This is a genomic window from Streptomyces sp. NPDC054783 (assembly GCF_053611725.1).
In genome coordinates this window covers 193,822-207,264 of the sequence record NZ_JBSHAY010000007.1, presented here as the reverse complement: position 1 = coordinate 207,264, position 13,443 = coordinate 193,822, and the positions used below count along the sequence as shown (strand labels likewise).

The 13,443-nt window shown below is 71.2% G+C and carries 12 protein-coding genes and 1 pseudogene; 6 read left to right on the top strand and 7 right to left on the bottom strand.

Annotation, left to right across the window (positions count from 1 at the left end):
• Nucleotides 1-65: 65 nt before the first annotated feature.
• The 5 genes and pseudogenes from ACWGJ5_RS15725 to ACWGJ5_RS15705 form a co-directional block, all read right to left on the bottom strand.
• Nucleotides 66-2,063 (bottom strand): ABC transporter ATP-binding protein, encoded by a 1,998-nt coding sequence (locus ACWGJ5_RS15725; protein WP_453310270.1) that lies wholly within the window; start codon nt 2,061-2,063, stop codon nt 66-68.
• A gap of 86 nt (nt 2,064-2,149) precedes the next feature.
• Entirely contained in the window at nt 2,150-2,281 is a 132-nt protein-coding gene (locus tag ACWGJ5_RS15720; protein ID WP_283844209.1) for a hypothetical protein, read from the bottom strand.
• Between the two features lie 168 nt (nt 2,282-2,449).
• Nucleotides 2,450-2,944 (bottom strand): annotated as a pseudogene (locus ACWGJ5_RS15715) (lipid II:glycine glycyltransferase FemX); the annotation flags it as partial.
• A 143-nt stretch (nt 2,945-3,087) separates the two neighbouring features.
• Nucleotides 3,088-3,855 carry a metallophosphoesterase family protein gene (locus tag ACWGJ5_RS15710; RefSeq protein ID WP_453310269.1) on the bottom strand — a complete coding sequence of 256 codons (768 nt, stop codon included), beginning with the start codon at nt 3,853-3,855 and terminating at the stop codon, nt 3,088-3,090.
• Nucleotides 3,856-3,986: 131 nt separating this feature from the next.
• Nucleotides 3,987-6,917 carry an FAD-binding and (Fe-S)-binding domain-containing protein gene (locus ACWGJ5_RS15705; RefSeq protein ID WP_453310268.1) on the bottom strand — a complete coding sequence of 977 codons (2,931 nt, stop codon included), beginning with the start codon at nt 6,915-6,917 and terminating at the stop codon, nt 3,987-3,989.
• Nucleotides 6,918-7,074: 157 nt separating this feature from the next.
• Between ACWGJ5_RS15705 and serC the strand changes: the two genes are divergently transcribed.
• Entirely contained in the window at nt 7,075-8,193 is a 1,119-nt protein-coding gene (serC, locus tag ACWGJ5_RS15700) for a phosphoserine transaminase (RefSeq protein WP_453310267.1), read from the top strand.
• A gap of 39 nt (nt 8,194-8,232) precedes the next feature.
• Here serC and ACWGJ5_RS15695 read toward each other — a convergent pair whose 3' ends face one another.
• Complete coding sequence (locus tag ACWGJ5_RS15695) at nt 8,233-9,246, bottom strand: WD40 repeat domain-containing protein (protein WP_453310266.1); 1,014 nt, start codon at nt 9,244-9,246, stop codon at nt 8,233-8,235.
• A gap of 113 nt (nt 9,247-9,359) precedes the next feature.
• Between ACWGJ5_RS15695 and ACWGJ5_RS15690 the strand changes: the two genes are divergently transcribed.
• From ACWGJ5_RS15690 to ACWGJ5_RS15675, 4 genes are all read left to right on the top strand, one after another.
• Nucleotides 9,360-10,043 (top strand): SGNH/GDSL hydrolase family protein, encoded by a 684-nt coding sequence (locus tag ACWGJ5_RS15690; protein ID WP_453310265.1) that lies wholly within the window; start codon nt 9,360-9,362, stop codon nt 10,041-10,043.
• A gap of 88 nt (nt 10,044-10,131) precedes the next feature.
• Complete coding sequence (locus ACWGJ5_RS15685; RefSeq protein ID WP_453310264.1) at nt 10,132-10,728, top strand: Uma2 family endonuclease; 597 nt, start codon at nt 10,132-10,134, stop codon at nt 10,726-10,728.
• On the top strand, nt 10,725-11,024 hold the full coding sequence (locus tag ACWGJ5_RS15680; protein WP_453310263.1) for a putative quinol monooxygenase: 300 nt from the start codon (nt 10,725-10,727) through the stop codon (nt 11,022-11,024). Before ACWGJ5_RS15685 ends, ACWGJ5_RS15680 begins: the two co-directional genes overlap by 4 nt.
• Before the next feature lie 68 nt (nt 11,025-11,092).
• Nucleotides 11,093-12,088, top strand: coding sequence for an aldo/keto reductase (locus ACWGJ5_RS15675; RefSeq protein ID WP_453310262.1), 996 nt, complete (start codon nt 11,093-11,095; stop codon nt 12,086-12,088).
• Nucleotides 12,089-12,303: 215 nt separating this feature from the next.
• Here the strand turns inward: ACWGJ5_RS15675 and thpR are convergent, their stop codons facing one another.
• A complete protein-coding gene (gene thpR, locus ACWGJ5_RS15670; protein ID WP_453310261.1) occupies nt 12,304-12,876 on the bottom strand; it encodes an RNA 2',3'-cyclic phosphodiesterase in 573 nt (190 codons plus the stop codon).
• A gap of 39 nt (nt 12,877-12,915) precedes the next feature.
• On the opposite strand from thpR, the gene ACWGJ5_RS15665 reads away from it, so the two are divergent.
• The gene (locus tag ACWGJ5_RS15665; protein WP_453310260.1) at nt 12,916-13,440 is read left to right on the top strand and encodes a GNAT family N-acetyltransferase; all 525 of its coding nucleotides are present in this window, start codon (nt 12,916-12,918) and stop codon (nt 13,438-13,440) included.
• Nucleotides 13,441-13,443: the final 3 nt, after the last annotated feature.

The following is a 13,443-nucleotide window of genomic DNA, read 5'->3' as shown; positions in this document are numbered from 1 at the left end:
GGTCCAGGGTAGTGGACTTTGACAGGTGCGTGAACCCTTTAAGGAACTGTCCCGGATGCTGGAAGTCAGACCCCCGGCCACGCCTCCTCGTCGCGGAAGAGGGGACGGCCGTCGGGGAGGGGGGAGGGGTGGGTGGTGGGGTGGGTGGTGGGGTGGGTGGTGGGCATGGGGGTGGCCGTGTAGGGGGCGTAGCCGTACTGCTGCTGGTACGCCGGTGCGTGCCCGTGCGCCGGCGCCGGTGTCCGCGCCTCCTCCCACAGCGGCATGCGCAGCTCGCCCGTGTCCGTCACCGCGTTGTTCTGCGAGCGGTGCAGCCGGGCGTACGCCCCGCCGCGGGCGAGGAGTTCGTCATGGCGGCCGGTCTCGACGATCCGGCCCCGGTCGACCACCAGGATGCGGTCGGCGTCGGGGGCGAGGTTGAGGTCGTGGGTGATCATGATCGTCGTACGGCCGGTCATCAGGCGGCGCAGGGGTTTGACGACGCGGCGGGCGGCCATCGCGTCCAGGCCCGTCGTCGGCTCGTCCAGGACCAGGACGGGGGCGTCGCGCAGGATGGCGCGGGCGATGGCCAGGCGCTGGAGCTGGCCGCCGGACAGGCGGGCCGAGTTGGGGTCGACCCGGGTGTCGTACCCGTCCGGCAACCGCGAGATGAACTCGTGCGCGTCGGCCGCCCTCGCCGCCTCCTCGATGGCGCGGTCGCTGGCGCCGGGCCGGCCGCAGGCTATGTTGGCGCGCACCGTGTCGTGCAGCACCAGGGTCTCCTGGGGCAGCAGTGTGACGTACTCACGCAGGCGGGCCAGCGGGAAGTCCCGGAGCGGTGTGCCGTCCAGGAGGACGTCTCCGCAGTCCGGGTCGTAGAAGCGCAGCAGGAGCTTGGAGACCGTGGACTTGCCGGCGCCGCTCGGGCCGGTCACGATCACCAGCTCGCCGGGGCTGACCGTGAAGGAGAGGTCTTCGAGGGCGGCCTTCTCGGCGCCGGGGTAGCGGAAGGAGATGTTTCTGACCTCCATGGTGCCGTCCGGCCGGCCGGTGTCCGCAGGGCGACGCGGGTCGGTGACCGAGGGGCGGACGTCCAGGATCTCGATGAGCCGCTCGGCGCCGGCCGTGGCGGCGGTGACGGTGAGGCCGAGCTGGGCCAGGCCGCGCACCGGTGGATAGAGGTAGCCGAGGAAGGCGGCGAAGGCGAGGAGCCGGCCGAGGGTCATCCGGCCGGTGGAGATCTCCCAGGCACCGATGCCGATCACGGCGAGGACGCACACCGTCTCGATGACCTGGACGAGCTGCTCGTAGGCCTCGTTCAGGCGGGTGGAGCGGACCGAGGCGCGGAACCAGGCGTTCGCCTCCTCGCGCAGCCGGCGGCGCTCGGCGTCCCGGCGGTCGTAGGCCTGGGTGAGCACGATGTTGCCGAGGGACTCCTCCACCACGGAGGTGATCGCGCCGTCGGCGACCCGGCCCGCGCGGGAGACGTCCTTGATGGCACCGGAGAAGCGGCGCGCGGCCAGCCAGAACAGGGGCGCGAGGACGAACGTGGCGGCGGCCAGGTCCCAGCGCAGCCAGAACGCGGCAGCCGCGTAGAAGAGGGCGGAGAAGGCGGCCGAGGCGGCGCCGACCAGCCCGGACACGACCATCGTCTCGATCGCCTCGACGTCACCGGTCAGCCGGGAGAGCAGATCGCCCTGGCGGTGGCGCTGGAAGAAGTGCGGCGGCAACTGCTGTACGTGGTCGAAGACATGCTCGCGCAGCCGCATCACGAACCGTTCGGTCACCCAGGCGGCAAGGGAGTTGCCGGCGTAGGCGACGACGGCGCCGACCACCGCGACGCCCAGCCACATGCCCGCCGGGCTCCAGAACGCGGCCGGTGAACCCTTCTGCAGGGCGTGGTCGGTGAGGTCGCCGAACAGCAGGATGGTCTCGGTCTCGGCGAGCGCGGCGAGGACCGTGCACAGCCAGACCAGCAGCAGCCACTTTCTGAGCCCCTTGGTCAGCGGCCAGAAACGACGGAATGCGGTACGGGCCGGAATGGCCGGGGTGCCGTACCCGAATTCGTCACCCTCTTCATCCACGACATATTCCCTTCTGAATCACCGTCCTGAAGAAAACAAAAAGGGGCCGACGGTGCACCATCGGCCCCTTTCAGCTCAGCGCCGGATCAGTGGTCCTGGCCAGGAAGCGGCTTGGGCAGCGGCTTCGGAGCGTGCTTCTTCTTGTGCTTCGGCGGGGGCGGGGGCGGCAGATGCTTCTTCGGCTTCGGGGGCAGCGGGGCGAGCTTCTTCAGGCTCATTCCGACTCCTAATGTCGCACTGTACGTGTGGGTGCCGAATTCCGCGTCCGGAACCCGACACCCAAGAAACTACACGCCCGCCATCTTCCCGAACGGCAAAAAAGGCAAAGGGGCGCTGTGAATCCCCTTGGAAATGCTGGGTGTTGCTTTGCGAAGCTGAGAGCGCCCTCAGCGCCGGGCCATGCAGAGGTCAAGTGCCTTGTGCAGCAGGCGGTTCAGCGGGAAGTCCCACTCGCCCACGTACTCCACGGCCTCGCCGCCCGCGCCCACCTTGAAGCGGAGCAGGCCGAAGAGGTGGTCGGACTGCTGGAGGGTGTCGGTGATGCCCCGGAAGTCGTAGACGTGCGCACCGAGTTCGTGGGCGTCGCACATCATGCGCCACTGCATCGCGTTGCTGGGCTACACCTCGCGCCTGCGGGCGGTGGAGGCGCCGTAGGAGTACCGGACGTGCCCGCCGACGATCGGCATCGTGGCCGCGGCGAGCACATCGCCGTCGTGCTGGGCGAGGTACAGCCGCATCCGGTCGGGGTCCTCGGCGGTGAGCGCGGTCCACATGCGCCGGAAGTACGGCAGTGGGGAGGGGATGAACCGGTCGCGCCGGGCGGTCCCGGCTTAGAGCTCGTAAAAGGCCGGCAGGTCCTCGTAGCCGCCCCGGACGGCCTTCGCATCCACCCACGACGGCACCTGCACATGGCTGACGGAGGGGCGGCCCGTCACGAAGGCGAGATGCTCAGCACGGCTGATGGTCCGGAGGGTGAGGATCATGCGCGCTCCTTGAGCATCGCGAGAACGCAGTTCGCCTCACCCTACGAAGCACCCCGCCCGTCCTTCGGTCCCCATGCCGTCAGCACTTCCGTGTCCGTCGCCCGGGCGTACAGGAAGTAGTCGGCCCACTCGGCGATCTCCGGGTAGGCGCACTCCGCCACGAGCCGGGCGACCGCGGCCGGTATGTCGTACGACGTCACGCGCAGGTCGATGCCGGGGCCCAGCAGGCACCAGTGGGCGCCGGGGCGGCCGTAGGGCATGCCGACGCTGCCGGGGTTGACGACCAGACGGCCGTGCGCCAGACGAACGTAAGGCATGTGGGTGTGGCCGCAGACGACCGTGCCGATGCCGGGGGCGAGGCCGCTGAAGACTTCTGCCCAGCGGGCGGGGCGGGAGTCCACCAGCACCAGTTCCTCGTCGTCGCGCGGGGTGGCATGGCAGAACAGGACCGTGCCGAGGCCGCGGACGCGCAAGGTGAGCGCCCGGGGCAGGGCGGCGAGGAAGTCGATCTGGTCCTCGCGGAGGGCCCGGGCCGCATGCGGGCCGATCGGGTCGGGGATGTCCGTGCGCTCGCCGCGCCGGTACTCCACCAGCTCCCGGTCGGCGTTCCCCGCGAGCCAGAGCACTCTCTCGCCCTGCTCCCGCAGCAGGTCCAGCACCTGGGCCGGCTGCGGGCCCGCCGTGATGTCGCCGGTCAGGACGATCCGGTCGGCCGCCGCCACCTCCGGTTCCGCCAGGACCGCCTCCAGGGCGGGCAGCACGCCGTGGATGTCGGACAGCACGGCCAACCTGCCGTATTCCTCGGTCACTTCGAGCCCCCCGTTTCCTCCGTCACTTCGAGCCCCCCGTTTCCTCCGTCACTTCGAACCCCCCGTTTCCCCAGTCGCTTCAGACCCCGTCGCCGTGTCCAGTGCCCCCGCCCGATGCCGGCCCCGCACGGTCACTCCGCGCCCCCGGTCTCCTGGTCCAGCGCCTCCGCCAGCACCTCCGCCAGATGGCGGCCCCGGACCCCGGCCAGCTGGTCCAGCTGGGTGCGGCAGGAGAAGCCGTCGGCCAGGATCACCGTCCGCTCGGGGGCCGCACGGACCGAGGGCAGGAGCTGCTCCTCCGCGCAGGCCCTCGACACCTCGAAGTGGCCTTTCTCGAAGCCGAAGTTGCCCGCGAGGCCGCAGCAGCCGCCGCTGAGCTCGCCGGTGAGGCCCGCGGCCTCGCGCAGCCGGCGGTCGGGGGTGTCGCCGAGCACCGCGTGCTGGTGGCAGTGGGTCTGGCCGGCGACGGGGCGGTCCACGACGGGCGGGGTCCAGTGCGGGGCGTGCCGCTGAAGGGCCTCGGCGAAGGTGACGACGGCGGAGGCGAGCCGGGCCGCGCGCGGGTCGTCGTGGAGCAGCTCGGGCAGGTCGGTGCGCAGGGCCGCGGCACAGCTCGGTTCCAGGACGACGACCGGGGCCCCGGCCCGCAGCACCGGCTCCATCAGGTCGAGCGTGCGCCGCAGGACCGTGCGGGCGCGGTCGAGCTGGCCGGTGGAGAGATAGGTGAGGCCGCAGCAGACCCGGGCCCGGTGGGCGATGAGCAGCGCGGCGGCCGACCTGGTCCGCCCGTCACCGATCCCGCCCTCGCCGATCCTCCGCCCGCGCGGCAGCAGCGTCGGCGGCAGCGCCACCCGCAGCCCGGCGGCCTCCAGCACCCGGACGGCGGCCCGGCCGACGTCCGGCGACAGATGCTCGGTGAAGGTGTCCGGCCAGAGCACGACCAGGTCTCCCGGGCCAGAGCTCCCCGGCACCGGCCCCGCGGTGCCGCCGTGGGCGGGCTTCCTGCCGCGCCACCAGCCGGTGAACGTCCGCGTCGCCAGCCGGGGAATCTCCCGCTCGGCCGCGATCCCGCCCAGGCGTTTGCCGATCTGGGCCAACGGCCGTACCGAGGCGAGGGCGTTGAGCAGCGGGGCCGTGCGGCTGGCGGCGACCCAGCGCAGCCACTGCGGGAGCCGGCCCATGCTGAGGTGCGCGGCGGGACGGCGCCGGCCGGCGTAGTGGTGGTGCAGGAACTCGGCCTTGTAGGTGGCCATGTCGACGCCGACCGGGCAGTCGGAGCGGCAGCCCTTGCAGGACAGGCACAGGTCGAGGGCGTCGCGGACCTCCGTCGAGCGCCAGCCGTCGGTGACGAGTTCACCGGCCAGCATCTCGTGCAGCAGCCGGGCCCGGCCGCGCGTGGAGTGTTCCTCCTCGCCGGTCGCCCGGAAGGACGGGCACATCACGGCGGGGCCGGACGCCGTGGTCGTGCGGCACTTGGCGACGCCGACGCAGCGGCGGACGGCGGCGCGGAAGTCGCCTTCGTCGGCCGGGTAGCCGAAGGCCACGTCGACGGGCTTCACCGGGAGGACGGAGAAGCGGAGGTCTTCGTCCAACCGCGCCGGGCGGACCAGCATGCCGGGGTTGAGCAGGTCGTCGGGGTCCCAGACCGCCTTGGCCCGCTCGAAGAGCCGCACCGTCTCCTCGCCGTACATGCGCGGCAGCAGCTCCGCGCGGGCCTGTCCGTCGCCGTGCTCCCCGGACAGGGAGCCGCCGTGTTCCACCACCAGGTCGGCCAGTTCCTCGGAGAAGCAGCGGAAGCGGCCGATACCGGTCTCGGTGAGCAGGTCGAAGTCGATACGGACGTGGATGCAGCCGTCGCCGAAGTGGCCGTAGGGCGTGCCGCGCAGGCCGTGTGCCGACAGCAGGGCGCGGAAGTCCCGCAGATAGGCGCCGAGCCGCGCGGGCGGCACCGCGCAGTCCTCCCAGCCGGGCCAGGCCTCACTGCCGTCGGGCATACGGGTGGCCGTGCCGCTCGCGTCCTCGCGGATGCGCCACAGGGTGCGCTGGGCGGCCGGGTCGGTCACCACCAGGGAGTCGGTCACGTCGGCCGCGCGGACCATGTCCTCGGCACGTGCGCGTGCCTCGGCCGCCGACTCCCCGCCGGTCTCCACGAACAGCCAGGCACCGCCCTTGGGCAGCCCGGCCGGCGCGCGCACCAGGTCTGCCGCCATGCCCTCCACCGTCAGCGGGCCGAACGGGAGGAGTCCGGCGGCGGCCTCGGCGGCGGCGCTCTCGTCGCCGTACGCCAGCACGGCCAGGGCACGCGTGCGTGGGGCCTCGACCAGCTGGACGACGGCCTCGGTGAGGATTCCGAGGGTGCCCTCGGAACCGCAGAAGGAGCGGGCGACGTCGGCGCCCTTCTCGGGCAGCAGCGCGTCCAGCGCGTACCCGGAGATGCGGCGGGGCAGCTCCGGGAAGCCGGTGCGCAGCCGCGCCAGCTCCCCTTCCGCGAGCTCGCGCAGCCCGTCCGGGGCGCCCGACCAGCCCGGCCCGGGCCGCAGCCGGCGCCCGCGTGCGGTGACGACGGACAGCTCACGCACGCTGTCCGCGGTCGTCCCCCAGGCGACCGAGTGCGAGCCGCAGGAGTTGTTGCCGATCATGCCGCCGATCGTGCACCGGCTGTGTGTGGACGGGTCGGGGCCGAAGCGCAGGCCGTGCGGTGCGGCGGCCTCCTGGAGGCGGTCGAGGACGAGCCCCGGTTGGACGACGGCCGTACGGGTGCCGGTGTCCAGCTCCAGCAGGCCGTTCATGTGCCGGGTGAAGTCCAGCACCACGCCGGTGCCGGTCGCCTGCCCGGCGATCGACGTGCCTCCGCCGCGCGCCACCACCGGCACCCCGCGCGCCCGGCAGACCTCCAGCACGGCGGCCACGTCGTCGGCGTCTGCGGGGGCGACGACGCCCGCCGGGACACGCCGGTAGTTGGACGCGTCCATGGTGACCAGCGCCCGGGAGGTGGTGTCGAAACCGACCTCTCCCCGGACGGCGCCGCGCAGCTCCGCTTCGAGACCCGAGTGATCCGTCATGCGTCCAGGATGCATCCGCTCACGGACGGTCACCGAAAGTTTTCCACAGCCCCACGCATATCGTCGTACTAGTTCACAAGTCCACGCTTCGACGATCTTGTCTCATCGGACGGACACGGCTCAGTCCCGGTTCGCCCACCGCGATACTCTCCGACTCGTGGCCGACATCCAGATTCCCGCTGACATCAAGCCCGCCGACGGACGCTTCGGCGCGGGCCCCTCCAAGGTGCGCACCGAGGCGCTGGACGCCCTCGCCGCCACCGGAAGCTCCCTGCTCGGCACCTCCCACCGCCAGGCCCCCGTCAAGAACCTGGTCGGCAAGGTCCGCGAGGGCATCTCCGAACTGTTCTCCCTGCCCGAGGGCTACGAAGTCATCCTCGGCAACGGCGGCTCCACCGCCTTCTGGGACATCGCCACCCACGGACTGATCGAGAACAAGTCCCAGCACCTCAGCTTCGGCGAGTTCTCCTCCAAGTTCGCCAAAGCCGCAAAGCTCGCCCCCTGGCTGGCCGACCCCACCGTCATCACCACCGACCCCGGCACCCACCCCCAGGCACAGGCCGAAACCGGCGTCGACGTCTACGCCCTCACCCACAACGAGACCTCCACCGGCGTCGCCATGCCCATCACCCGGGTGACCGGCGCCGACCAGGACGCCCTCGTCCTCGTGGACGCCACCTCCGGCGCCGGCGGCCTCCCCGTCGACATCGCCGAGACCGACGTCTACTACTTCGCCCCGCAGAAGTCCTTCGCCTCCGACGGCGGCCTGTGGATCGGCATCTTCTCCCCCACCGCCATCGAGCGCGCCGAACGCATCCACACAAGCGGCCGCCACATCCCCGAGTTCTTCAGCCTCCCCACGGCGATCGACAACTCCCGCAAGAACCAGACCTACAACACCCCCGCCCTCGCCACCCTCTTCCTGCTCGACCAGCAGCTGCAGTGGCTCAACGGCCAAGGCGGGCTCGCCTTCTCCACCGCCCGCACCAAGGACTCCGCCACCCGCCTGTACACCTGGGCGCAAGAGTCCAAGTACGCCACCCCCTTCGTCACCGACCCCGCCAAGCGCTCCCAGGTCATCGGCACCATCGACTTCTCCGACGAGATCGACGCCACCACCGTCGCCAAGACCCTGCGCGCCAACGGCATCGTCGACACCGAGCCCTACCGCAAACTCGGCCGCAACCAGCTCCGCATCGCCATGTTCCCCGCCATCGACCCCGCCGACGTCGAAGCGCTGACGAAATGCGTCGACTACGTCATCGAGAAGCTGTAACGGCATCACCTGCGGCAACGAAGGGCGCCCGGCGGAACATCACCGGGCGCCCTTCGCGTTGCGCCGCCGCAGCCGCCGCAACCCGAACAGGGCCGCCAGCCCGACGGCGACGACGGCGGCACCGACCTTCAGACCACTGCCACCGATCCCGCTCCCGATCCCGCCCCCGGCCGAGGTCGAGGCCGAACCACCGCTCGCCGAAGGCGACTTGGACGCCGGGGAGTCCGGCGCGTCCTTCGCCACGACCTCGCTGTCCGCCCCCTCGCTGCTGTACAGCAGCTTGGTCCCGTCGACGGAGTAGGTGACTCCCTCGCCCTGATCCTGCAGGGGCACGTCCAGCTGGCCCTCGCGCTTGATGCGGCCGCCGTTCCAGTCGTAGGAGATCCCCCCGATGTACCCGCGTACGACGAGTTGCCGCCCGTCCGGGGAGAAGGCCGCGTCCGTGGCCCAGAGGTCGACGGGGGCGATCGGCCGGAAGACGTTCGCGCCGGAGGTGGACAGGGTGGGCGGGCCCTCGTACAGGTGCCCGCCGTCCTGCTTCTTGTCGATGATGTAGACCCGCCCGGTCTTCGGGTGGACGATCAGCGACTCGGCGTCGCGCGGCCCGTTCGCGTACTTCACGACGTACTGCGTGGCGGTGACCGTCTGGTCCTTCAGCTCCTTCGGCTCGGGCAGCCGGTAGATCCACACGTACGGCCACTTGCCGCCGAGGTTGTCGCCGATGTCGCCCAGGTACATCTCGTCGTGCGGGCCGATGGAGATGGCCTCGACGTCGCGCGGGGCGCCGATGCCGCGCAGGGTGATCCGGGCGACGGTCCTCCCGGTCGCGCTGTCCACGGCGTAGACGTACGGCCCGTCGCCGCTGTCGTTGTGCGTCCAGTAGATGCCGGGGTGGAGGCGGGAGGCGGCGAGCCCGCTGGACTCGGCGATCCGCGGGTCCTTGATGGTGAACCCGTGGTCGCCGGCCCCGCCCGTGCTCCCGGCGGCGGAGGCGGGCAGTGCGCAGGCGCCGGCGAGCAGCAACTGGGCGAGGACGGCGGACGATCGACGCATGCCCCAAGACTGCCATTCGCTCAGGGGGTTCAGCGGTCGGCTGCCTGGCGGGACTCGCCGGACGTGGTGGGCCTCACATCCCATCGGTGCGCACGATCGTCCATCATGAGCGGATGCTCAGGTTCATGCCCGTAGGTGACTCCATGACGATCGGGAGCGCGGGCGAACACACGTGGCGTTACCGGCTGTGGCGGCATCTGCGTGACACGCATGACGGCCCGTTCACCTTCGTCGGCCCCCGCGAGGAGCTGTACGACAAGGCGGCCGACGCCCCGACGTCCCACGCCTACGCCGAACCCGGCTTCCCCCGCCGCCACCTGGCCGGCTGGGGCGAGGGCTGGCTGCACATGGCCCCGCTGATCGGCGAGGCGGTGCGGAAGCAGCGGGCCGACGTGCTGCTGGTCTCCCTCGGGCTGATCGACCTGGGCTTCTACACCAACGCCGAGCAGACCGCGGAGAACGTACGGGCCTTCGTCGCGGGCGCCCGGGCGGCGAACCCGCGCATCCGCATGGTGCTGCTGCCGGTGATCCCGAACATCCGGGCCGAGGTCGACGCGCCCTTCGCCGCGCAGGTGGACCTCTTCAACGTCCTGCTGGCGAAGGCGGTCGCCGACCTGGACGAGCCCCGCTCGCCCGTCCTGCTGGCCTCGCGGCCGGAGTCGTACGGCATCCACGCCGACACCTACGACGGCACGCACCCCAACGCGAGCGGGGAGCACCGGATCGCGGCGGCGTTCGCGGGGGCGATGTGGGAGGCGTGGGGAGTCGGACAGCCGTACGCGGCCGGAACAGGTTGACCGATTTCCAGCGTCTCCTCGTCACCGTGCGTATCGTTGAAGTGCGCGGCTGCACCGGTGCGTGGGGCAGCCGGGGAGGAGCGCCACGATGACCGTCCTTGAAGACAGGATCGAGATGGCCGACGCCGACGCAAACACCGAGCGTTTGGACGAGTGGTTCGAGCGTCTTGAGCGTATGCCCGTCCCCGAGGGATACAGGGTCGAGATCGTCGGGGGCAACGTCCATATGACGCCGCAGCGGGACACTCACTGGAACATCATCTTCCGGATCGCGGGGGCTGTCGCGGCCAAGTTCGGAATGGAGAAGGTGTTCTCGGACGTCCGCATCGACTTCCCGGGCCACGAGAACGGCTTCTGCCCGGACGTCGCCCTGCTCAAGGACTCGGCGAAGAAAGACGACACGGGCCACTGGCGCTACCAGGACGTCGAGTTCGTCGCCGAGGTCATCTCCGAGGGAACGGCCCAGAACGATTACGGACCCAAGAAGATCGCCTACGCGGTCGCCGAGGTCCCCCTCTACATCGTCGCCGACCCGTACCAGGGACGGTGCTACGTCTACACCGACCCCAAGGACGGCGACTATGAGAACAGGACACCTGTGGACTTCGGCACCGACATCGACCTGACCGGCACCGTCGTCGACCTCGTCCTCGGGACCGACGAGTTCCCCCGCGACCGCCCATGACATACGGCTGCATCACATCACTGAAGACCACCCCCGGCTCCCGTGACGAGGTCGTGGCCATCCTCCTCGGCGCCGCCGGAGGCCTCCGCGCGGCCGGCTGCCACGCGTACATCGTGGGCCTCGCCGACGAGGACGACGTGACGGTCCGGGTGACCGAGGTCTGGCGCAGCAAGGAGCACCACGACGCCTCGCTGCAACTGCCGGAGGCCAGGGCGGCGATCGCAAAGGCCATGCCCATGCTGACGGGCGAGTTCACCAAGCAGGAGCTGGCGGTCGCGGGCGGACTCGGGCTCTGAGACGGGAAACCCTCCAGGCCCCGAAAGCCCTTGCATCGAGCGCACTCGAAGCCGTTGGCTAGAGGACCATGAAGTACACGCAGCTTGGACGCACGGGCCTCAAGGTCAGCCGACTCGTCCTCGGGACGATGAACTTCGGGCCGCAGACCGACGAGGCCGACAGCCACGCCATCATGGACGCGGCGCTGGACGCGGGCATCAACTTCTTCGACACCGCCAACGTGTACGGGTGGGGTGAGAACAAGGGGCGCACCGAGGCCATCATCGGCAACTGGTTCGCCAAGGGCGGCGAGCGCCGCGACAAGGTCGTCCTCGCCACCAAGGTCTACGGCAACATGGCCCCCGACGGCGCCGCCGTCTGGCCCAACCACGACAAACTCTCCGCGCTGAACATCCGCCGAGCCGTGGATGCCAGCCTCAAGCGGCTGCAGACCGACTACATCGACCTCTACCAGTTCCACCACATCGACCGCAGCACCCCGTTCGAGGAGATCTGGCAGGCGATCGACACCCTGGTCCAGCAGGGCAAGATCCTCTACGCCGGCTCCTCCAACTTCCCCGGCTACAAGATCGCCCAGGCCAACGAGATCGCCGCCCGGCGCGGCGGCACCATCGGCCTGGTCAGCGAGCAGTGCCTGTACAACCTGGCCGAGCGGCGCGCCGAGATGGAGGTCATCCCGGCCGCGCAGGAGTACGGCCTCGGGGTCATCCCGTGGTCGCCGCTGCACGGCGGTCTGCTCGGCGGGGTCATCAAGAAGGAGGTCCAGGGCGGGCGCCGCGCCACCGGCCGGGCCGCCGACACCCTGAAGGATCCGGCCGCCCGCGCCCAGATCCAGGCGTACGAGGACCTGGTCGACAAGCACGGCCTGGAGCCCGGCGAGGCAGCCCTGGCCTGGCTGCTCACCCGGCCGGGTGTGACGGGTCCCATCGTCGGCCCGCGCACGGCCGAACAGCTGGAGTCGGCGATCAGGGCTTGTGAGCTGAAGCTGAGCGAGGAGCTGCTGGCGGGCCTGGACGAGGTCTTCCCGGGCCCGGGCCCGTCCCCGGAGGCCTTCGCCTGGTGAGCGCCCCGTGCAGGGCGGCGGGGCTGCACTTGATGTGCGGCTCCGCCGCGCGGGCGCGACCAGCCACATCGGCCGCGCAGTCGACGAACCGGCCGCGGTTCCCCGGCCCGGCCGGGATCTACCTGAGGGCCGCAGCCAAGGCCACCACCACAAACATCAGAACAAGCGCACCGGCCATGATCCGGTTCCGGGTTTTCGGGTCCACGCCATCGAGCCTAACCGGACGCCCCCAGTGCCCAGCGCGCGACCGCCTCGTACCGCGGCTGCTCCCCCACCACCCCGGACCGCGGCAGGTTGCTGCGCACCAGCACCAGCTCGTTCACCGTCCAGGTCCGGCTGGTGAACTCGCGCAGCAGATCGACATACGGCCGTACGTCCACCGAGTCCCGGCTCCGCGCCACCGTCAGGTGGGCCTTGTACCGCCGGTGCTCCGACATCGGCAGGCCCGCCTTCCGCGCCGCCGACTCCGCCCGGTCGGCCAGCAGCCGCATCCCCTCCACCTCGCCGTAGGCGCCGGTCCACAGGGCCTTGCCGTGCCCGAACTGGCCGCCGCCGGAGAGGGCCAGGTCGAAGGGCGCAGTACGGCCGGCCGCACGGGCCAGGCGGTCCGACAGGTCCGGTACGAGGTCGTCGGCGACCTCGCCGTAGAAGGCCAGGGTGAAGTGCCAGCCCGGCCGGTTGGTCCAGCGCAGCCGCTCCGCGCCGGGCAGCCGCTTCAACTTGGCGACCTCGAGGGCGAGTTCATGGACGACGGGCTCCGGGGGGAGCACCGCGGCGAAGAGTCTCATGCCTTCACCTTGGCAGACGGCGGTGGGCATGATGGGTCAATGACGATCACCATCCGCGAAGGCGGCCCCGGCGACATCCCCGTGATACTCGCCATGCTCGACAGCAGTGTGGAGTGGCTGGTCTCACAGGGCCGCACCGGCCAGTGGGGAAGCAAGCCGCTGTCGGAGAACCCGAGGGTGGCCGAATCGGTCGCCGGGTACATGGACGAGGGCAGCGCGTACGTCGCCGAGGTCGACGGCGTGCCGGCCGCCACGCTCACGCTCAGCGACGCGCCGGGCGACTACCTGGCGCATCTTCCGCCGCCCGGCGAGCCCGAGCGGTACATCCACTGGCTCGCCTCCGACCGCCGCTTCAAGGGCCACGGCGCCGGCGCCGCCCTGCTCGCCCACGCGGCCGAGGTGACCCGGCGGGCCGGTGTCCGCCTGCTCCGGGTGGACTGCTACGCGGGTGGCGACCGCAGGCTGGTCGCCTTCTACGAGGCCAACGGGTTCGTCCCGACGGAGACGTACACCGCCGGCGAGCGGAACGACTGGCCGGGGCAGGTGCTCGCCCGGCGGGTGTGACCG